Raw genomic sequence first — 22994 nt, forward strand, 5'->3', positions numbered from 1 at the left:
GCCGGGAGTCGGCAGGGGTTCGGTAGCGCTGGTGTCGCGCGATTGTGCGCGGGATGGAGTGTGACGTATGTCCAAGGTCGCAGAGGTGATGATCAGCACATCGGGAACCATGCCGGGCAAGACCCTGCGCATCGACCGCAACGCTCCCGTGAAGATCAAGGCAGTGGGCGGTGTCCACTATGTGTTGAAAGATGTCGATGCCGACGTCTCTCCTGAGAACGTCACTCTAGAGCGCGTGGGAGACGACCTGCAGGTCGCGCTGGAGGGCGACCCATTGCCGGCGCTGACGCTGGAAGATTACTACGCGTTGACGGAAGCGGCTGGCATCTATGGCGTATCGGAGGACGGCGAGCTATATCGCTACGTGCCGACGAATGCGAGCTCGGATTCGGCGGCGTTGCCCGACGGCCAGATGACAGCGATGGCGCTGGGCGGAAACCCAGTGAGTCCGGCCGAGGCCATCGATGACAAGGACGTTGGCGATGGATCGTCCGAAGCGTCCGAAGCGTCCGAAAAGTCCGAAAAGTCCGAAAAAGGCGAAAAGTCCGAAGAGTCCGACTCCGATCAACCCGTTCCCTGGTGGCTGTGGGGATTCGGCGGCCTCGCCGTGGCCGGTGGTGTCATCGCGGCCGTTGCGGGAGGCGGTGGCAGCAGTGGAAGCAGCAGCGGAGGCGGAGGGCAGAAGCCGACCGCCGCGCCACCGACCAATGCGCAGGCGCTGGATCAGGTCGGGGACACGCGGGGCGTGCTCACCGATCAGTCCGTCAGCGATGATGCCAGGCCAGTGATCAGCGGTACCGGCATCGCTGGCTATACGATCACCGTGTATGACGGCACGCAGGCAATCGGTACCACCACCGTTGCGCCGGATGGATCCTGGTCGTTCCAGCCGCCGGCGCCGCTATCCGATGGCAGCCACGATATCAACGTGACCCAGCAAGGGCCGGATACCTTGCCGAGTGCGCCGGTTCCGGTGGTCAGCGTGGTGGTCGATACCGTGGCACCCGCCACGCCCGCGGCGACGGTGGCAAATGCAGCAGACGGCATGACGACAAATCAGCCGACCCCTACGATCGCGGGCACCGGCGAGCCTGGAGATACGGTCGCGGTCATGTTTCCCGGTGGCGAGGTGCAACGCACGACGGTGGCTCCGGACGGAACATGGTCTGTGACGCCACAGACTGCGTTGCCCGAGGGTCCGCAATCCATCGTCATTACTGAGCAGGATCCGGCAGGGAATGCCTCCACGATGACGTTGCCGGTGGTGATCGACGCCGCGATGCCGCTGACGCCTGCAATCGTCACCGTGCTCGACGACGTCAGCAATGTCACAGGGTCCGTGACCAATGGAGGCGAGACCAACGATGCGCGACCAACGATATCGGGGACCATCGATACGACGGGTGGGGGCCTCGGCGGCGGTGTCGGTGTCGGGAACGGTGTCATGGTCGACATCTACGACAACGGCATGAAAATTGGTACGGTCTCCGCTGACGAAACCGGCAGGTGGACTTTTGTGCCGATGACGCCGTTGTCGGATGGATTGCACAGCATGACGGTGACTGCCACCGATGAGGTCGGCAATACGAGTCCCCCGTCCGGGACGTTTGCATTCACCGTGGATACCGTGGTCCCGGCAGCGCCCGTCGTGGAAGACGCGATCGATAACGCGGGGACGGACACGGGGCCGGTGCCGGCAGGAGGTACGACCGATGACACCACGCCCACGCTGAACGGCACCACAGAGCCAGGGGATATCGTCGACATCTACGACAACGGTACAAAGATCGCCACGGTGATAGCGGACGAGACCGGTGCCTGGAGCTTTACCCCCGCCACGCCACTGGCCGAAGGCGAGCACAGCCTGACGGTAACGACGACCGATGAGGCCGGCAACGTCAGCGATCCTTCGGCCCCGGTTGAATTCACCGTGGATGCCGGCTTGCCGCCCAAGCCGGTAATTGCCGGGGCAACGGATGACGTGGGTTCGATTACCGGCACCATTTCCGTTGATGGTGTAACCGACGATACGATGCCGACGTTGAATGGCACCACGGAGCCGGGCGATATCGTCGACGTCTACGACAACGGCACGAAGATCGGCACGGTCACAGCCGATGAGACCGGCGCATGGAGCTTTACACCGGAGACGCCGCTGGCGGACGGCGAGCACAGCCTGACGGTAACGACGACCGATGAGGCCGGCAATGTCAGCGAGCCGTCGGCACCGATAGCAATCACGGTGGACACCACCGTGCCGACGACGCCGGCCATCGCAGGGGCGACGGACGATGCAGGCACAATCACCGGCTCCATTCCCGCCGATGGCGTAACCGACGATACGACGCCGACGTTGAACGGTACGACGGAGGCCGGTGCCACCGTCGACGTCTACGACAACGGTACGAAGATCGGCACGGTCACAGCCGATGAGACCGGCGCATGGAGCTTCACACCGGAGACCCCCTGGCGGACGGCGAGCACAGCCTGACGGTCACCACCACCGACCCCGCAGGCAATGTCAGCGAGCCGTCGGCACCGATAGCAATCACGGTGGACACCACCGTGCCGACGACGCCGGCCATCGCAGGGGCGACGGACGATGCCGGCACAATCACCGGCTCCATTCCCGCCGATGGCGTAACCGACGATACGACGCCGACGTTGAACGGTACGACCGAGGTTGGTGCCATCGTCGACGTCTACGACAACGGCACGAAGATCGGCACGGTCACGGCCGATGACGCCGGCGCGTGGAGCTTCACACCGGAAACGCCCCTGGCAGACGGCGAACACAGCCTGACGGTAACGACGACCGATGAGGCCGGCAATGTCAGCGAGCCGTCGGCACCGCTAGCAATCACGGTGGACACCACCGTGCCGACGACGCCGGCCATCGCAGGGGCGACGGACGATGCCGGCACAATCACCGGCTCCATTCCCGCCGATGGCGTAACCGACGATACGACGCCGACGTTGAACGGTACGACCGAGGCTGGTGCCACCGTCGACGTCTACGACAACGGCACGAAGATCGGCACGGTCACGGCCGATGACGCCGGCGCATGGAGCTTCACACCGGAAACGCCCCTGGCGGACGGCGAGCACAGCCTGACGGTAACGACGACCGATGAGGCCGGCAATGTCAGCGAGCCGTCGGCACCGATAGCAATCACGGTGGACACCACCGTGCCGACGACGCCGGCCATCGCAGGGGCGACGGACGATGCCGGCACAATCACCGGCTCCATTCCCGTCGATGGCGTAACCGACGATACGACGCCGACGTTGAACGGTACGACCGAGGCTGGTGCCATCGTCGACGTCTACGACAACAGCACGAAGATCGGCACGGTCACGGCCGATGACGCCGGCGCATGGAGCTTCACACCGGAGACGCCGCTGGCGGACGGCGAGCACAGCCTGACGGTCACCACCACCGACCCCGCCGGCAATGTCAGCGAGCCGTCGGCTCCGATAGAAATCACCGTGGACACCACCGTGCCGGCGACGCCGGCCATCGCAGGGGCGACGGACGACGCCGGCACGATGACCGGCTCCATTCCCGCCGATGGCGTAACCGACGATACGACGCCGACGTTGAACGGTACGACCGAGGCTGGTGCCACCGTCGACGTCTACGACAACGGCACGAAGATCGGCACGGTCACAGCCGATGAGACCGGCGCATGGAGCTTTACACCGGAGACGCCGCTGGCGGATGGTGACCATAGCCTGACGGTCACCACCACCGACCCCGCCGGAAACGTCAGCGAGCCGTCGGCACCCATAGCAATCACCGTCGACACCACCGTGCCGACGACGCCGGCCATCGCAGGGGCGACGGACGATGCAGGCGCGATTACCGGTCAGATTCCCGCCGATGGTTTGACTGACGATACGACGCCGACGTTGAACGGTACGACCGAGGCCGGTGCCTCCGTCGACGTCTATGACAACGGCACGAAGATCGGCACGGTCGCAGCCGATGAGACCGGTGCCTGGAGCTTTACACCGGAGACACCGCTGGCAGATGGCGACCACAGTCTGACGGTCACCACCACCGATGCTGCAGGCAACGTCAGTGATTCGTCGGCCGCAGTGGCGTTTACGGTAGATACGACTGTGCCGGCGGCACCGGTCATTGGTAACGTAACGGACGATGTCGGTATCACGACGGGGCCAGTTCCCGCCGATGGTGTGACCGACGATGCAACCCCAACGTTGAATGGCACTACGGAAGCCGGGGCGACGGTCGATGTCTATGACGGCACGACGAAGATTGGTACGGTAACCGCCGATGAGACCGGCGCCTGGAGCTTTACGCCGGAGACGCCTCTGTCGGATGGGGACCACAACCTTACGGTCACCACCACTGACGCAGCAGGCAACGTCAGCGATCCGTCGGCGCCGGTGGCATTCACCGTCGACACGACCACGCCGACGACACCGATCATTGCCGGCACGACGGACGACGTCGGCCCGATCACCGGGCAGATTCCCGCAGGTGGGGCCACGGATGACGCGACGCCGACGCTCACCGGCACGACGGAGGCCGGTGCGACGGTGGACGTCTACGACAGCGGTACGAAGATCGGCACAGTCACGGCGGATGACGCTGGCGCCTGGAGCTTCACGCCGGAGACGCCCTTGGCGGATGGCGACCACAGTCTGACGGTCACCACCACCGATGCTGCGGGTAATGTCAGCGATCCGTCGGCACCGGTAGCATTCACGGTCGACACGACGGCACCGACCACGCCGGTCATTGCCGGAGCGACCGACGATGTGGGCGCAACGACCGGACAGATCCCGGAAAATGGGGTCACCGATGATGCGACACCGACGATTACCGGCACGACGGAGGCTGGTGCGACGGTGGACGTCTACGACGACGGCACGAAGATCGGTACGGTGACCGCCGATGAAACTGGCGCCTGGAGTTTCACGCCGGAGACGCCCCTGGCGGATGGCGACCACAGTCTGACGGTCACCACCACCGATGCTGCGGGCAATGTCAGCGATCCGTCGGCACCGGTAGCATTCACGGTCGACACGACGGCGCCGACCACGCCGATCATTGCCGGAGCGACGGACGACGCCGGCCCGATCACAGGTCAAATTCCCGCCGACGGAGCCACCGACGACACGACCCCTTCGTTGAGTGGTACCACCGAGCCAGGCGACATCGTCGATGTCTACGACAACGGCGCCAAGATCGGCACGGTAACTGCCGATGAAACCGGCGCGTGGAGCTTCACGCCGGAGACACCTCTGGCAGAAGGCGACCACAGTCTGACGGTGACGACCACGGATTCAACCGGTAACGTCAGTGATCCATCCGATCCTGTCGCGTTGACGATCGACACGACGGCACCGACCACGCCGGTCATTGCCGGAGCGACCGACGATGTGGGCGCAACGACCGGACAGATCCCGGAAAATGGGGTCACTGATGATGCGACACCGACGATTACCGGCACGACGGAGGCTGGTGCGACGGTGGACGTCTACGACGACGGCACGAAGATCGGTACGGTGACCGCCGATGAAACTGGCGCCTGGAGTTTCACGCCGGAGACGCCCCTGGCGGATGGCGACCACAGTCTGACGGTCACCACCACCGATGCTGCGGGCAATGTCAGCGATCCGTCGGCACCGGTAGCATTCACGGTCGACACGACGGCGCCGACCACGCCGATCATTGCCGGAGCGACGGACGACGCCGGCCCGATCACGGGTCAAATTCCCGCAAATGGGGTCACCGATGACACGACCCCGACGATTACCGGCACGACGGAGGCCGGTGCGACGGTGGACGTCTTCGACGACGGTACGAAGATCGGCACAGTCACGGCGGACGAAACTGGTGCCTGGAGCTTTACGCCGGAGACACCCCTGGCAGAAGGCGAGCACAGCGTGACGACGACGGCGACCGACGCGGCCGGCAATGTCAGTGAACCATCGACACCGGTGGCATTCACCGTGGACACCACACCGCCCGACGTCTCCCAGCTAGCCATCACCGGGGTACTGGACGACGTTGGCACAGTCACGGGCAATGTGGATAACGGCCTCACGACGGACGACGCCAGTCCCGTGATCCAGGGTACCGGTACCGCCGGCGACACGGTGATCGTGTCCGTCACGGACCCTGGCGGTGCCCGCGAGATCGGACGTGCCACCGTCGGCGAGGATGGCGCTTGGTCGCTGCAGCCTGAGGTGCCGCTCAATACCGGCAGCAACAGCATATCGGCGGTAGAGGTGGACGAGGCCGGCAATGCGACGAGCCCCAGCGCTGCCTATGTCATCGTGGTCGATACCGCCGTACCGGCGGCGCCCGTCATTGCAAGCATTGAAGACGACGTTGGGCAGTTCACCGGCACGGTCTTGAGAGGCGGGCTGACCGACGATACGTTGCCCACCATCGGTGGCACTGGAGACGTGGGTAGCACGATCAATGTGTTCGACGGAGACACGCTACTCGGAAGCACGACGGTAGACGAAAACGGCAACTGGACTTTCATCCCTGCGACGGGCCTGGACGATGGCACGCATGTGTTCACCGCTACGGCGACCAACCCCGTCGGACAGACCAGCGTACCGAGCGCGAGCTGGAGCGTGCTGGTCGACACCGTGGCGCCTGGTCCGATCACAGGTTTGCTCGCGGCGGATGACGCAGGCGCGCGCACGGGCATACTGGTCAGCGGCGATGTCACTGACGATACCCGACCTGAATTCCACGGCGAGGCCGAACCGCTCACCTTGGTCGAGGTGTTCGACAATGGCGTCCAGATCGGCGGCGCGGTCGTGGGTGCGGGCGGCGAGTGGGGTTGGCTTCCGGCGACACCGCTGACGGAGGGCGAACATTCGTTTACCTTCGTTGTGGTCGACTTCGCGGGCAACAGCAGCGCCGCCAGCGATCCCTTCGATCTGATCGTCGATACGACCGCACCGGCTGCCCCAACCATCGGCGAACTGCTCGACAATGCGGGTCCGCTGCAAGGCCCGGTGTTGTCCGATGGCGTCACTGACGATAACACCCCGACCCTCAGCGGAACTACCGAGGCCGGGGCGCTGGTCGACATCTATGACGGTGGCACGAAGATCGGCACGGTAACCGCTGACGAGACCGGCGCGTGGAGCTTCACGCCGGAGACTCCGTTGACCGACGGCGATCATAGCGTGACAGTGGCGGCGACCGACGCTGCCGGCAATACCGGCGCGCCCACCGCAGCCGTGACATTCACCGTCGACACCGCGGTGCTCGAGGGACCCGTCACTTCGGAAGTGATCGATGACGCGGGAACAGACCGCGGCGCTATCCCCGAGGGCAGTCGGACCGACGATGCCACGCCAACGTTCATTGGCACGACGGAGCCAGGTGCTACCGTCGATATTTATGACGATGGAGAAAGAATCGGCACGGTGACAGCTGCCGATACTGGAGCATGGTCCTTCACACCTGCCACGCCTTTGGACGATGGTGAGCACAGTATCACGATGACCACCACGGACGAGCGCGGTGTCGTGAGCGATCCTACCGCGCCGTTTCTGTTTGTGGTCGATACCATTGCGCCAGCGGTACCGGTCATCGACGGCCTCACCGACAACGTGGGCCCGGTCCGAGGCCCCATTGCGGACGGCAGCATCATCGACGATGCCACTCCCACTTCGAATGGCACCGCGGAGCCGGGCACACGGATTGCCATCTTTGACAATGGAGAGCAGATTGGCACCGTCATGGCCGACGATGCGGGAAACTGGAGCTTTACGCCGGAGACGCCGCTGGCCGAGGGACCGCACAGCCTGACAGTGACGACGACGGATGAAGCAGGCAATACGAGCGAGGCGTCGGCACCTCTGGCCTTCACGCTGGACACGACCGCCCCCGCCATCCCGGCCATCGCGGGGGCGACCGACGACGTTGGCGCCACCACGGGGCTTGTGCCGGCCGGCGGGGTAACCGACGACGCGACCCCGACGCTGACCGGTACGACAGAGGCGGGCGCGACAGTCGAACTCTACGACAACGGTACGAAGATCGGCACGGTAACGGCCGACGACACTGGCGCATGGAGCTTTACGCCGGAGACAGCGCTGGCCGAGGGCGATCACAGTCTGACCGTAACAACCACGGACCCCGCGGGCAACGTCAGCGAGCCATCGGCTGCAATTGCGTTTGCGATCGACGTCACGGTGCCAGAAAGCCCCGCCATCGACGGGCTGAGTGACGACGGGGGCGCCACGACCGGCGCCATACCATCCGGAGGCGTGACCGACGATGCCACACCCACGCTGGCCGGTACGACCGAAGCGGGTGCGACGGTCGATCTCTACGATAACGGCACGAAGATCGGTACGGTGACCGCCGATGAAAACGGTGCGTGGAGCTTTACGCCGGAGACGCCACTGGCCGATGGCGACCACAGCCTGACGGTGACGAGTACGGATGCGGCGGGCAACACGAGCGAGGCCTCGTCATCGCTGCCATTCACAGTGGATACCACGGCGCCAGCCGGGGTGACGGGACTGACGGTGGCGGACGACGTGGGGGCCGCGCAGGGGGCGCTGAGCGATGGCGGCGTGACCGATGACAGCCGCCCCGAGTTTGGTGGCCAGGCGGAAGCGGGCAGCACGGTGGAGGTGTATGACAACGGCACGCTGATCGGACAGGCGGAAGTGGCGGAGGATGGCACCTGGCGGCTGGAGCCGGCGGAGGCACTGACCGATGGGGCGCATGCGTTCACGACGGTGGTGGTGGATGCGGCGGGCAACCGCGGCGAGGCGAGCGCGGCGTTGAACGTGACGCTGGACACGAGCGCGGTGCTGGTGCAGATCGCGGAGATCGTCGACGATGTGGGCCCGACAACGGGGAACATCGTGCCGGAGGGGTGACCGACGACGCGACGCCGCAGATCAACGGTACCGGCACGAGCGGCAGCACGATCACGGTGTACGACGGAAGCACCGCGTTGGGCACCACGGTGGTGGACGCAAACGGGGCGTGGAGCTTTACGCCGCCGACGGCGTTGAGCGAAGGCGTGCACAGCATCACGGCGACGGCAACGGATCTGAACCAGAACGTCAGCGATCCGACACCGGTGTTTGCCTTCACGGTGGACACCACGGCACCGGTCGCGCCCGCGATTGCGGGACTCGGCGACGATGTGGGTGCGGACCAGGGACCGGTGCCCGCGGGCGGCGTCACCGACGATACGACGCCGACGCTGAATGGCACGACCGAAGCCGGTGCGACGGTCGATCTCTACGACAACGACACGAAGATCGGTACGGTGACCGCCGATGAAAACGGCGCGTGGAGCTTTACGCCGGAGACGCCCCTGACCGAGGGGGATCATAGCCTGACGGTAACGAGCACGGACGCGGCGGGCAATACGAGCGATCCATCGGCGCCGCTGGCCTTTACGGTGGACACGACGGTGCCGGCGGCCCCGGCAATCTCGGCACTGACCGACGATGTGGGCGCCACGACAGGCGCCATACTGGCCGCAGGCGTGACCGACGATGCGTCACCGACGCTGACCGGTACGACGGAAGCAGGTGCAACGGTCGACATCTACGACAACGGCGAGAAGATCGGCATCGTGATCGCGGACGAGGGCGGTGCGTGGCGCTTTACGCCGGAAGTCGGTTTATCGGATGGCGAACATAGCCTGGTGGTGACCACGACGGATGGCGCAGGCAATATGAGCGATCCGTCGGCACCCGTGGCATTCTCGGTGGATACGACCGCGCCGGAGGTGCCATCCATCCCTGTCTTGCGTGACGACGTCGGTGCCATGACAGGTGCAGTGGTGGCCGGAGGCGCCACCGACGATACGACGCCGACGCTGAGCGGCACGACGGAAGCAGGCGCGACGGTCGATCTCTACGACAACGATACGAAGATCGGCACGGTGACCGCCGATGAAAACGGCGCGTGGAGCTTCATGCCGGAGACGCCGCTGTCCGATGGCGATCATAGCCTGACGGTGACGAGCACGGACGCGGCAGGCAACGCGAGCGCGGCATCCGTACCGCTGGCCTTTACGGTCGACACGACCGTGCCATCGGCGCCGGCGATCTCGGGGTTGACCGACGATGTGGGCGCCACGACCGGCGCCATCCCATCCGGAGGTGTGACCGACGATGCCATGCCCACGCTGGCCGGGACGACCGAAGCGGGTGCGACAGTCGAGCTGTACGACAACGACACGATGATCGGCACGGTGACAGCCGATGAAAACGGTGCGTGGAGCTTTACGCCGGAGACCCCGCTGGCCGATGGCGACCATAGCCTGACGGTGACGAGCACGGATGCCGCGGGCAACACAAGCGAGGCTTCCGCGCCGGTGACGTTCACTGTCGATACATCGATTCCCGAGGCCCCCGCTGTCGGCGAGCTGAGCGACGACGTGGGCGCCACAACCGGCGCCATACCATCCGGAGGCGTGACCGACGATGCCACACCCACGCTGGCCGGCACGACCGAAGCGGGTGCGACGGTCGATCTCTACGACAACGACACGAAGATCGGTACGGTGACCGCCGATGAAAATGGCGCGTGGAGCTTTACGCCGGAGACGCCACTGGCCGATGGCGACCACAGCCTGACGGTGACGAGTACGGATGCGGCGGGCAACACGAGCGAGGCCTCGTCATCGCTGCCATTCACAGTGGATACCACGGCGCCAGCCGGGGTGACGGGACTGACGGTGACGGACGACGTGGGGGCCGCGCAGGGGGCGCTGAGCGATGGCGGCGTGACCGATGACAGCCGCCCCGAGTTCGGCGGCCAGGCGGAAGCGGGCAGCACGGTGGAGGTGTATGACAACGGCACGCTGATCGGGCAGGTCGAAGTGGCGGAGGATGGCACCTGGCGGCTGGAGCCGGCGGAGGCCCTGGCCGATGGGGCGCATGCGTTCACGACGGTGGTGGTGGATGCGGCGGGCAACCGCAGCGAGGCGAGCGCGGCGTTGAACGTGACGCTGGACACGAGCGCGGTGCTGGTGCAGATCGCGGAAATCGTCGACGACGTGGGCACGATAACGGGGAACATCGTGCCGGAGGGAATGACCGACGACGCGACGCCGCAGATCAACGGTACCGGCACGAGCGGCAGCACGATCACGGTGTATGACGGAAGCACCGCGCTGGGCACGACGGTGGTGGACGCAAACGGGGCGTGGAGCTTTACGCCGCCGACGGCGTTGAGCGAAGGCGTGCACAGCATCACGGCGACGGCAACGGACCTGAACCAGAACGTCAGCGATCCGACACCGGCGTTTGCCTTGACGGTGGACACCACGGCACCGTCGATGCCAACCATCGATGCCATCAGCGATGACGTGGGCATCGTTCGGGGCGAGCTGGCGGCCGGTGACGCAACCGATGACGACCGTCCGGCGCTAAGCGGACAGGCCGAGGCGGGTGCGGTGGTCGATATCCATGACAACGGAGCAAAGATCGGCCAGGCCATCGCCGACGATAATGGCATCTGGTCATTTACACCCGCCGAGCCGCTTGCCGAAGGAGCGCACGCCTTTACCGTAACCGCGGTCGATGCGGCAGGCAATGCGAGTGCGCCGTCGTCGCAGTTTGCCATTGTCACCGACTACACCAGTCCCGACGGCGCCTCATTGGCCATTACCGACGTGAGCGATGACGTGGGGCGCATCGTCGGATCCATCGTGGTAGGCGGGGTCACGGACGATGACACGCCTACCATCGAAGGAACCGCCGCGGCGGGGAGCCTGGTGACGATCCATGTGACGGACAGCGCCGGGGCGCGCGACATTGGCACGGCCATGGCCGGCGCCGACGGCAGATGGTCGATGGTACCCACGGTGCCGCTGCTGCCCGGAGAAAACATTCTCAGCGCGGTGGAAATGGATGCGGCGGGCAACGCCTCTCCGCACAGCCCGCCATACACTATCGTCATCGACAAGTCAGCGCCGATGTCGACGCCGGCGATCACCGGCATCAGCGACGATACCGGCGGCAGCGACAGCGACTTTGTCACCACGGACCGCACGCTCGTGATTCACGGCGTACTGGCGAGCGCGCTGGCATCCGGCCATACCGTCGAAGTGTCGCTGGACGACGGTGCGTCGTGGCAGATGGCCACTGTGGACGCCGATCGACTGAACTGGTCTTTTGACAATGCGGCGAGCACGCTGGCGGATGGCACATACACCGTGCACGCACGCGTGGTCAGCGCGGCCGGCGTCAATGGCGAAGAGACGGCGCAGGCCATCACCGTCGACAATCGCGGGCCGACCAATCTTGTTACGCTGGACCTGGCTGCGGACAGCGATACCGGCGTGTCGTCGACCGACAACCGGACTTCCGAGATCACGCCCACCGTCCAGGGGCAGGTGGCATCGGGCTCCCACGCACTCGACGCGCTGACGGTCACGGTTTTCGAAGACGCCAACGGCAATAACGTCATGGATGGTGAAGACCGGGTCCTCGCCGCCAATATCGCAGTGGAGGCCGACGGCAACTGGTCGGCCTCGATCCCTTCGCTGCCGCCTGGCACATACAAACTCATGGCGTCGGCGGTAGCCACCAGCGGCGCTGCGGGCACCGTCGCATCGCTGGACGGCAACGACGCGCGACTTGTCATCGCCGTGGACGAGCCGCAACAGATTCACGGTGACACTGCCGGCTTCCAGCTCGGGTGGGATGTCACGACGGCCGGCGACTTCAATGGCGATGGCATCGACGACCTGCTGGTCACCTCCCAATGGGCCGACACCCCCGGCCGCGCCAATAGCGGTGCATCCTACATCCTTTACGGCACGCCGGGCGGTCTGCCGAAGATTCACACGATCGGCGAGGTAACGCCGACGACCGGTCTGAAGATCCTGGGGTCGCGTGCGGGCGACCGCATGGCCACGGCAATCAATCCGATCGGCGACTTCAATGGCGATGGCTACGACGACGTTGTGCTGGCGTCGCACTGGCAAGACAAGGCCTATGTCATCTTCGGCAACCAGACCAACGCCTGGCAGGCCGGCACGCTCGACCTGAACGCGATCGACGCGGGCGACAACACACACGGCTTTGTCATCCGCAATCCCGGGTCGACCGCAACCGCGCGTGGGCAGGACAGCTGGTTCGGCATCGGCGCCGGCGGCGGTGGAGATTTTGACGGCGACGGATACAAGGATCTGCTGATCGGCAACCGGCAGGCGGGCGACAGTGCGCGCGGGGAGGGCTTCCTGCTCTATGGCGGCGCCGGAGACGGCACTGGCACCGGCTGGCACAACATCACCATGGTATGGCCGGCGGGCGAGACCAGCACGTGGCAGTTTCCCGCCGGCATCCGCGGCACGGTCATCAGTGCCCCGTATGCCGGCACCATGGGGGTGGCCAACGTCCAGGGTGTCCGCAGCGTGGACCTGGGCGACTGCATCAACACCGTCGGCGATGTCAATGGCGACGGGGTCGACGACTTTGTCATCAGCGACCCGCGCGCGGAAAATGTGATGTCCTACGGTTATGGGGGATCCGCTGGCACCGCATTCCTGATCTACGGCCGCGCAGGCGGGCTGCCGTCGCAGATCGATCTCAACACGCTTGCGGCGACCGACGGGATACGTATCCATGCCCAGCACTATGAGTGGCTGGGGTCGGCAACGGCCAACGAATCGGGTAACGCCATCCAGGCGCTGGGCGACATCAACGGCGACGGCGTTGGCGATTTTGCGCTCGCGGCGTCGTACTCCGAGCCGGGAGATCCCGGACGTGTCTGGGTCATCTATGGCAAGCAGGGCGGTTACGCATCGGATCTCTATCTCGATGCCTACAACACGCAGAACGCCCAGGTCGGCTATCGGGGCACCAACTTCACCAGTGAGCACGGCTTCCTCATCGTCAATGAGAAATCCAGCCCGCCGTCGGGCCCCGGGACGACCTATCAGCAGAACCAGCAGACGCAGAGCAGCACCCTCGAGCGCTTCGGCTCCGGCATTCGCGCGTTAGGCGACGTCAATGGCGACGGAATCGGCGACTTCGTCATCGGTGCCACCAATGCGGACCGGCCAGGACGCGGCACCGGCGACGATGCCGGTGCCGCCTATGTCGTATATGGCCGGGAAGGCGGATTCGACGCCTCCGTGTGGTCCATCAAGGAGGTCGTCGATGATCCATCCAAGGGACTGGTCTATCGCGGTGCGTTCGCCAATGCGTTGCTCGGCAGCGGCGTGACGATCGGTGACTGGAACGGAGATGGCTTGTCGGATGTAGCCGTGACGGCCGATGGCGACGACGCCAACGGCACCAACGCCGGCGTGCTGAACATCTACTACTACATCCCGCAATTCACGCAGTCCTTCACCGCGGGAGACGACGTCTTGACCGCCACGTCCGCCAAGGACCTGCTGGTCGGCGGCAGGGGCAACGACACGATCGCGGACATCGGTGCGGCCGACTACGTGAACGGTGGAGACGGCGCCGATACGGTGCGCCTGGCCAGCACCAATTTCCTTGCGGTGAACGGCGGCACCGGAGTGGACACCCTGGTCATGGACGGTCACGGCGCGACGCTCGACCTGAAGGCGCTGGGCAACCGTGTCACCGGCTTCGAGATCATCGACCTCGGCACCAATGGCGGGAATGCGCTTGTGGTCCACGAAGACGACGTCAAGCGGATGGGTGGGACGGATCTCGTTGCCACCGATGGCAACCGCCAGATGGTGGTGCGCGGAGATGCCACCGACAGCGTGCAACTCGTGTCCGGAGCCGGCACCGCCTGGACCGATGCGGGTACCAAGGTCGTCGGCGGTATCGGTTATCACGCCTATATCTCGGGCGCCAATGAAGTGCTGACCGACGAACGGGTCCATGTGACCCTGATGTAGCCGGGCGGTCGAAGGCGGAGAACGATGCGAAAGATCGACATGGCAGCAGGGAAGGAGCGCCCGCAAGCACACGCCGGGGGGGCGTCGAAGCAGCCAGGCGGCTGCGACACGCTGCTCGAAGCCGTGCGCTGGATCTGCGCCCACCATGGCCTGACCATCACCCCCGCGGCCCTGCAGGCCGGCCTGCCGCGCGAGGCCAGGCTGACGCCCTCCCTCGCCGTACGCGTGCTGGAGCAGGCGGGCATCGCCTCGGGCTGGGTCAAGCGCGATATCGACGCGCTGTCGTCCTATCTGTTTCCGCTCGTCATCCTGTGCCGCAACGCGCGCGTCTGCGTGGTCTCCACGCGCCATGGCGAAGGCGAGGAAGCGCGCTATGACGTGATCTTTCTCGAGATGGCTGAGCGCACCTGCATCATGAGCGGGGCGGAAGTGCGGTCGCTGTATGCCGGCCACGCGCTGCTGGTCAAGCCGCGCCCGCAGCTCGACGACCGTGCCGGCGACCCCGAGCCGGAGCACGAGGGGCATTGGCTCTTCTCCACGCTGTGGCGCTACCGCCGCTACTACACCAGCGCGGCGCTCGGTGCGCTGCTGATCAACGTGCTGACGCTGGCCAGCACGTTCTTCACCATGAACGTCTACGACCGCGTGATTCCCAACCAGGCGTTCACCACGTTGTGGTCACTGGCGATCGGCGTGATCGTCGCCATGCTGTTCGAGTTTGTCGCGCGCCATGTGCGCTCGCATCTGGTCGACGTGGCCGGCAAGAAGGCCGACCTGATGCTCGGCACGCTGCTGTTCCGCAAGGTCATGACCACGCGCATGGAGTTCAAGCCGCAGTCCGCCGGCTCCTTTGCCAACCAGCTGCGCGAGTTCGAATCGGTGCGCGACTTCGTCACCTCCGCCACGCTCACCACGCTGTCCGACCTGCCGTTCTGTCTGCTGTTCGTCGCCATCATTGCGCTGGTTGCCGGACCGCTGGCGCTGGTACTGGTGGCAACGATTCCCGTCATCATCGTCGTCAGCGTGGCGATCCAGCGGCCGCTGGCCCGGACCATGCGCGAGAACCTGCGCGAGGCGTCGCTCAAGCAGGGGCTGCTGATCGAGGCCGTGGAGGGTATCGAGTCGCTCAAGACCGTGCATGCGGAAGGCGCCATGCAGCGCAAATGGGAGAACTTCAGCGCGCTTGCCGCCGCCAGCGCGATGAAGTCGCGCGCGCTGTCGAGTCTTGCCGTGAACTTTGTCACGTTTGTCCAGCAGATCCAGACCGTCATCATTGCGGTGTGGGGCGTGTACCTGATCGACGAGGGACGCATCACCATGGGTGCGCTGATCGGCGCCGTGATCCTGGGCGGGCGCGCGGTGTCGCCGCTGGCGTCGGTGGTGGGGCTGGCGGTGCGCTACCAGCAGGCAAAGGCCGCGCTGCAGGGGCTCAATGCCCTGGTCAAGCTGCCGGTGGACCGCATCCCGGGCCGGCGTTATCTGCCCAAACCCCAGTTTGCCGGCGCCATCGTGCTCAAGGGTATCGGTTTTGCCTATCCGGCGCCGCCCACGCAGCCCGCGCCGAAGGTGCTGCACGATATCTCCCTCACCGTGGAGGCCGGCGAGCGCGTGGCCATCCTCGGCAATATCGGCAGCGGCAAATCGACGCTGCTGCGCGTGATGGCGGCGCTGTATGAGCCGAAGAGCGGCCAGGTGCTGCTCGACGGCATCGACGTGGGGCAGATCGATCCCGCCGACGTGCGCGCGGCCGTCGGTCTGCTGGGCCAGGACACCCGCCTGTTTCATGGCTCGCTGCGCGAGAACGTGATGATGGGCAATCCGTCCGCCACGACCGAGGACTTCCTGGCCGTGGCACGGCTGACCGGCGTCGACCAGATCGCCGCCAGTCACCCGCGCGGGTTCGACATGGCGGTGGGAGAAATGGGGCAGGGCCTCTCAGGCGGCCAGCGGCAGCTGGTGGCGCTGGCTCGCTGCCTGCTGTTGCATCCGCGCATCCTGCTGATGGATGAGCCCACCAGCTCGATGGACCTGCAGACCGAGCGGCAGTTCCTGTTCCGGCTGGCGATGGCGTCGGAGTCGCAGACGCTCGTGGTGGCCACGCACCGGTTGTCGGTGCTCAATCTGGTGGAACGAGTGGTGGTGCTGAACGAAGGGCACGTGATGCTCGACGGGCCGAAGAATCGTGTGCTTGAGGAACTCGGCATCGTCTCCTTGCCCGTGCAGGGCGGGCAGGCACCTCCGGCCAGGGCCAGCGCGACGGCGTAGTACTGTGGCCATGCACGGCTGGAATGCACTGCGGGAATCGAGGTTTGTCATGGACAGCGTGAGCGAAGTACCGGCGGCAACGGACAGGAGGGCGGGCGTGGTGCCGATGCGCCCCACTGGCCGGGCGCGTGCGGAAGATGTTGCCTATATGCGCGATCTGCGCGAGGCGATGCTGATCCAGAAGCCGCAAGGCAGCCTGGCGGTGCTATACCTGATGGCGGCCGTGTTCGTGGGCGCGCTCGTGTGGGCCGGCTTTGCCCGGGTCGAGGAAATCACGATGGGCGAGGCTCGCGTCATTCCGGCGAGCCGGGAACAGGTGATCCAGAGCCTGGAAGGCGGCATTCTCGAATCGCTGTTCGTCCGTGAAGGGGACGTGGTCGAGCGCGGGCAGATCCTGCTGGAGATCGACCCCACGCGCGCCGGTGCCGCGTACCGCGAAGGTATGTCCAAGGTACTGGCGCTCAAGGGCACGGTGGCGCGCCTGCGGGCCGAGGCATACCAGCAGCCGCTTGAGTTCACGAAGGATGTGCGCGCCGCGCCCGGCATCGTGCGCGACGAGACCCAGGCCTACAACGCGCGTCGCAAGGCCCTGCAAGAGGCAGTGAGCGCGGTGCAGCGCGGGCTGGACCTGGCCGAGCGCGAGATCGCGCTGTCCGAGCCACTGGCCGCGCGCGGGCTGGTGTCCGAGGTGGAGATCCTGCGCATGAAGCGCCAGGCCAACGAGTTCCGCCTGCAACTGGCCGAGCGGCAGAACAAGTTTCGTGCCGATGCCAATGCCGACCTGACACGGCTCGAGGGCGAACTGGCCCAGGCACAGGAGAACGCAGGTGCGCGCGAGGACGTAATGTTGCGCACCACGCTCCGGGCGCCGGTCAAGGGCACCGTCAAGAATATCCGGGTGACCACCATCGGCGGCGTCATCCAGCAGGGTGGCGACATCATGGAGATCGTCCCGCTCGACGACCAGCTGATACTGGAGACCAAGGTCAAGCCGTCCGACGTGGCCTTCGTGCGGCCGGGCCTGCCGGCGACCGTGAAGGTCTCCGCCTACGACTACGCGATCTATGGTGGCCTGCAGGGCGTGGTCGAACACATCAGCCCCGACACGCTCAAGGACGAGGAGCGCACACGCCAGGGCCGCACCGACACGTCGTACTACCGGCTGCTGGTCCGCACCGACAGGGCCTACCTGAAAGCCGGCGGCAAGACCTACCCGATCATGCCGGGCATGACGGCCACCGTCGAAATCCGCACCGGCGAGAAAACGGTACTGAGCTATCTGCTCAAGCCCGTGCTCAAGGCGCGTGAAGCGTTCCGGGAACGTTAGGGGATGCCATGGCACGTCGACCGAGATGGGTGCAATGGAGTGCCGTGGCCGTATCGGGCATGCTTGGCGCGTCCGCGCTCGCGCAGCCACCGCGCGCCGAGTTGCCGCCGCCGCCGCGCTTTGTCGATGCGGACGCCGCCGCGGCAACCGGACCATCTGCGACATCCCCGACATCCCCGACATCCCCGACATCCGCGGCGGCTGTGGCGGCTGTGGCGGTCGCGGCCTCCGATCCCGCCGGAGGGGCTGCATCGCCGCATGCCGTGACGCGCGTGATCGCCGCCGTGCAGGGCTACGCCTCGGCGGCATTCCAGCCGTTCATGGTGGAGATGGTCAACAAGGCGTTGATCGTGAGCCCCGAGGTGCGCGAGGCAGCAGCCAAATGGCAGGCGGCGGACTTCGATGTCAGCCAGGCCAGGGGCCAGCGCTGGCCGCAGGTCCAGGTCGGCGCGGCCACGCCCTCGGCGGCGTTTGGGGGCGGCGCGTCCAACAATACGGCGACCAGTCCGTTGGGAACCGTGCAGATCAACACGCCGCTGTTCGACTGGGGCCGCATTCGCAGCACCATCGAGAGCCGTGGCGAGACCTCGCGCGCGGCTTATCAGGAACTGGAAGTGGCGCGGCAGAAGGTATCGTTCGATACGGCATCGGCGGTGCTGGAGCTGCTGCGGCAGCATCAGGCGCTCGATCGCACGCACGCGTACGTCAAGCGCATGGCGGAACTCGTGGTCATGCTGAACCAGATCGTGATGCGCGATGCTGGCCGGCGCAGCGAGCTGACGCAGGCGCGCGCGCGGCTGCTGCAGGCCTTGAGCAGTCGCGACCAGGTCATCGCGCGCATGCGCGAGTCGGAGGTCACGCTCTACAAGCTGGTGGGCGAGGAGGTCACCCTGCCCGAACACCCGCAATGGCAGGCGATACCGATCGGCCTGCAGACCGCGATCGATGGCGCGCAAACCAATCCGGCGCTCGAGCAATCGCGTGCCGAGGCCCGCGCCGCGGGCTATTACGCCGATTCGGTGCGCGCCGGGCGCTGGCCGCAGGTGAGCTGGATCATTTCCAAGACCACGCAGCCCGACAGCCTGGGGCGATCGCAACCCTGGTTGACCAGCGTGGGCCTGCAATGGAACGCTTTCCAGGGCGGGTCCGCGCAGGCGGCCGAACGCGCCGCGCGTCAGCGCCAGGAGGCCGGCGAGCAGCGCGCCCAAAGCGTACTGCGCGATCTCGAGTACCGCCTTCGCACGAGTGCCGAGCAGCGCGATGCCGCGTCCACGCGCGCGACGCAGTTCGGTGCGCTCAGTGTGGAGACCGATCGGGTGCGCAAGGCCTTCTTCGACCAGTGGTATCACCTTGGCCGGCGCACGCTGCTCGACGTACTGATCGCGGAGACCGACTACTACAACAATCGCATCGCCGAGGTCAACGGGCGCTTCGACGCGGATGCGGCGGACCTGCGCATGCGCAACGATGGGGGGTTGATGCTGGCCTGGCTGCTCGGGACGGCGGACATGTGACGGCGCGCATGGGCGCTAAACAATTCGTTGAATCGTGATTGTTGCGTCGGTGGCTCACATGGTCTGCTTGCACGCACCCGGATACCCGAGTGGAGACCTCAGATGAAGCAGCGTGGTGCCATGTTTTGCCTGACTGCCTTGATCATTGCTGGCGCGACGACGGCGCGGCCGGCGTTTGCGCTGGCCACGCCACCGACCTCGCTGGCGCGCGTGGTAGGCGCCGACGAGAGCGTGCCGCCCGGCGTGGACCGCATGGGGCCGCCGCCAACCGGCGCCACCGAAGTGGTGTTCCGCGACGCCGACCGGCGCAGCATGCTGATGCTGCCGGATACCGCCAACGATCGCGATCGGATCGCGGTGCGATCCGAGACGCGGCGCCAGTCCACCATCCACCATGGCAATGTGGATATCCGCGGCACGCTGAATCTGAGCTATGGCGACCGCTACGAGTTCATCTATCGCAAGGACAGCGCGCGCTGGATCATGGTGCGTCACCCGGAGGTCGTGTTGGCGGCGGCTGCGCTTCCGGACGGAAAGATTCCGGCCGTGCGCGCGCCCACCACGCGGATCGACGTTACCGCCGGCGACGGTGACTCCCGGCCCATCGTGTTGCCGGACGAGGCCAATCCGGGCGACCAGATCCTGGTCAACGGTGCCCATGATGCGCGGACGGTGGTGGTGACCGCCGCGCAATCGGGCCGCAACAGCTGGAAGGTCCGGCCCGGCGATCGCGTGCGCTTTACCTACACGAGCGGCAGCGGCTGGAGTCAGGGCAACATGGTTGTCAGGATGCTGTTGGTCTATGGCGACCAGGCCGCGGCCCGCATGGGCGCCAGCGCCATGCAGGCGCGGATGGCGCACGCCGTGCGGATGACCAACCAGGCGTTAGCGGATTCGCGGGTGCATCTGTGGATCAATCCCGTTGGATTCCTGCAGCACGAGGTCCAGGGACCTGTTCCGGTCCTGCTGTCCAACATGGTCGGCGACCGGCGCGTGCAGGCGGAGCGGCTGCGGCTCCACGCCCATGCGGCCTACTACGAAGGCGTCCTGAATGACCCCAATACTTGCGGCCGCGCCTATGTCGGCGTGCTGGGTCGCCATTGGTGGTATGCGTTAGGCATGACGGTTGTGAGTTGCGCCTCCGGCGTGATGGAGCACGAGTTTGGCCATATTGCCGGCATCCACCATGCCGACGGGCCGCCGTCGCCACGGCAGCCGCCCTATGCGCGCGGTTACCTGCCGGCGAGCACCATCCTCGCCTTTCGCTATCTCAGCACGACGGTTCCGTATTACAGCAATGCCGATCTAGCGGATCCCATCACGGGCGCCCCCCTGGGGTCGAAGTCGACTGGAGACGCGGCGCGTGAGATGAACGACGTAGCGGAATTGATGCAGAAGGACCCGGAGATACCTGACTAATGAACCGCTTCATTATCCTGGCGAGCCTGGTCATCGCGCCGGTGGCCGTCGCGGTGTTTGTGCGGACCGCTTCCGACTTGCGCGGCGCAGGCGAGGGTGGCGCGGCGCAACGATCGTCCTCGGCGCCGTCCGCCGGGGGCCGTCCGCTCTCCAGTGCGTGGCTGTCAGCCGAGCGGGGCATGGACAATGTGCGCGCGGACAGCGTCGTGTGGCCTGTGGACGCGGCGGAGGTAAGCCTGCACGTGCCGTACCTATCGGCGGCGGAACTTGCCGACGGACGCCGCTTTATCCGCTATGCATTCGATGCGTTAGGGCCATTGGGCGTGCGCGATCGCTTTGCGTTCTATCTGCCCAACCTCGACATGACCGCCGAGGCCGTGATCGCCGAACGCGTGCACAGGAGTGGAGTCATCAGCTGGAGTGGCAGGCTGGCAGGCATTGATGACGGCCTCTACCGCTTTCATCTGTCCCACGCGCCCGCCGACCGATATGCCATCGGGAGGTTCGAGACGCCCGAGGGCGCGTTCGAGATGGAGGTCAAGGACGGCTATGGCTGGTTCCGCCCGATGATCGACGAAAGCCGGCTCCGCGACGACGCGGTGGAGTTGGCCCCCTTGCCATCGCCGGACGGTGCGCGCCCGTAAACGGACAACGCCCTCGCGCGCTGCGGAGGGCGTTGTCGTCAAGGTGCTGTCGTCAAGGCGTTGGCGCCAGGCAGGCCGGATTATTCCTCTTCGACGCTCGCGCCAACGATATTGAAGCCGCCATCGACGTAGGTGATCTCGCCGGTGACGCCGCTCGACAGATCGGACAGCAGGAACGCGGCCACATTGCCGACTTCATCGATGGTCACGTTGCGGCGCATCGGGGCCACGTTCTCGAAGTGCCCGAGCAGCTTGCCGAAGCCCTTGATGCCGGAAGCGGCCAGCGTCTTGATCGGACCCGCCGAGATGCCGTTGGCACGGATGCCGCGCGGGCCGACCGACGATGCCAGGTAACGCACGCTCGCCTCGAGCGAGGCCTTGGCCAGGCCCATGGTGTTGTAGTTGGGTACCACGCGCTCGGAACCGAGGTAGGTCAGCGTGACCAGCGACGCCTTGTCCGACAGCAGGGGCAGGGCGGCCTTGGCCAGTGCAGGGAAGCTGTAAGCCGAGATGTCGTGCGCGATGCGGAAGCCTTCGCGCGACAGACCGTCGAGGAAGTCGCCCGCAATCGCTTCACGCGGGGCAAAGCCGATCGAATGCACCAGACCGTCGAATTTTTCCCAGCGTTGCCCCAAAGCGGAGAACAGCGCCTCGATCTGCGCGTCGCTGCCGACGTCGCACTCGTAGATCATGTCGGAACCGAATTCCTTGGCGAAGTCGCTGATGCGGTCCTTGAAACGTTCACCGACATAGGTGAAGGCGAGCTCCGCGCCCTCGCGTTTGCACGCCGCCGCGATGCCATAGGCGATCGAGCGATTGGATAGCAAGCCGGTGATCAGGATCCGCTTACCTGCCAGAAATCCCATAAGTTCTCCAAGACGTAATGACATGCGGGCATGCTTCGTGCGATGCGTTTCGCGCCCGAGCGTGGGTTGCCGCGCGTAAAGGGAATGTC

9 protein-coding genes are annotated in these 22994 nt (G+C 65.8%); 8 read left to right on the forward strand and 1 reads right to left on the reverse strand.

Annotated elements, in window-relative coordinates; translation table 11 throughout:
- Positions 1–67: 67 nt before the first annotated feature.
- The 8 genes from DFLDMN_RS01735 to DFLDMN_RS01770 all read left to right on the forward strand — a co-directional run bounded on the left by DFLDMN_RS01735 (position 68) and on the right by DFLDMN_RS01770 (position 22039).
- Positions 68–2491 (forward strand): Ig-like domain-containing protein, encoded by a 2424-nt coding sequence (locus DFLDMN_RS01735; protein ID WP_423196816.1) that lies wholly within the window; start codon positions 68–70, stop codon positions 2489–2491.
- Positions 2443–8898, forward strand: a complete 6456-nt coding sequence (locus DFLDMN_RS01740; protein ID WP_423196817.1) for an Ig-like domain-containing protein — start codon at positions 2443–2445, stop codon at positions 8896–8898. Before DFLDMN_RS01735 ends, DFLDMN_RS01740 begins: the two co-directional genes overlap by 49 nt.
- A complete protein-coding gene (locus tag DFLDMN_RS01745; RefSeq protein WP_423196818.1) occupies positions 8895–14870 on the forward strand; it encodes an Ig-like domain-containing protein in 5976 nt (1991 codons plus the stop codon). Before DFLDMN_RS01740 ends, DFLDMN_RS01745 begins: the two co-directional genes overlap by 4 nt.
- Before the next feature lie 24 nt (positions 14871–14894).
- Positions 14895–17135, forward strand: coding sequence for a type I secretion system permease/ATPase (locus DFLDMN_RS01750; RefSeq protein WP_423196819.1), 2241 nt, complete (start codon positions 14895–14897; stop codon positions 17133–17135).
- A 49-nt stretch (positions 17136–17184) separates the two neighbouring features.
- Entirely contained in the window at positions 17185–18462 is a 1278-nt protein-coding gene (locus tag DFLDMN_RS01755) for an HlyD family type I secretion periplasmic adaptor subunit (RefSeq protein WP_423196820.1), read from the forward strand.
- An 8-nt stretch (positions 18463–18470) separates the two neighbouring features.
- The gene (locus DFLDMN_RS01760) at positions 18471–19976 is read left to right on the forward strand and encodes a TolC family protein (protein WP_423196821.1); all 1506 of its coding nucleotides are present in this window, start codon (positions 18471–18473) and stop codon (positions 19974–19976) included.
- Between the two features lie 210 nt (positions 19977–20186).
- The gene (locus DFLDMN_RS01765; protein WP_423196822.1) at positions 20187–21395 is read left to right on the forward strand and encodes a hypothetical protein; all 1209 of its coding nucleotides are present in this window, start codon (positions 20187–20189) and stop codon (positions 21393–21395) included.
- Positions 21395–22039 (forward strand): hypothetical protein, encoded by a 645-nt coding sequence (locus DFLDMN_RS01770; RefSeq protein WP_423196823.1) that lies wholly within the window; start codon positions 21395–21397, stop codon positions 22037–22039. The genes DFLDMN_RS01765 and DFLDMN_RS01770 overlap by 1 nt, the downstream gene beginning before the upstream one ends.
- A gap of 80 nt (positions 22040–22119) precedes the next feature.
- On the opposite strand, the gene fabI is transcribed toward DFLDMN_RS01770, so the two are convergent.
- Positions 22120–22905, reverse strand: a complete 786-nt coding sequence (gene fabI, locus DFLDMN_RS01775) for an enoyl-ACP reductase FabI (RefSeq protein ID WP_423196824.1) — start codon at positions 22903–22905, stop codon at positions 22120–22122.
- Between the last annotated feature and the right edge of the window lie 89 nt (positions 22906–22994).

Source organism: Cupriavidus sp. H19C3 (assembly GCF_049393815.1).
Taxonomy (GTDB): Bacteria; Pseudomonadota; Gammaproteobacteria; order Burkholderiales; family Burkholderiaceae; genus Cupriavidus.

Bases quoted from the DNA above. Each gene is read 5' to 3' on its own strand.
- DFLDMN_RS01735 (WP_423196816.1), top strand. From the start codon at position 68: ATGTCCAAGGTCGCAGAGGTGATGATCAGCACATCGGGAACCATGCCG.
- DFLDMN_RS01740 (WP_423196817.1), top strand. From the start codon at position 2,443: ATGGAGCTTCACACCGGAGACCCCCTGGCGGACGGCGAGCACAGCCTG.
- DFLDMN_RS01750 (WP_423196819.1), top strand. From the start codon at position 14,895: ATGCGAAAGATCGACATGGCAGCAGGGAAGGAGCGCCCGCAAGCACAC.
- DFLDMN_RS01755 (WP_423196820.1), top strand. From the start codon at position 17,185: ATGGACAGCGTGAGCGAAGTACCGGCGGCAACGGACAGGAGGGCGGGC.
- DFLDMN_RS01760 (WP_423196821.1), top strand. From the start codon at position 18,471: ATGGCACGTCGACCGAGATGGGTGCAATGGAGTGCCGTGGCCGTATCG.
- DFLDMN_RS01770 (WP_423196823.1), top strand. From the start codon at position 21,395: ATGAACCGCTTCATTATCCTGGCGAGCCTGGTCATCGCGCCGGTGGCC.
- fabI (WP_423196824.1), bottom strand. From the start codon at position 22,905: ATGGGATTTCTGGCAGGTAAGCGGATCCTGATCACCGGCTTGCTATCC.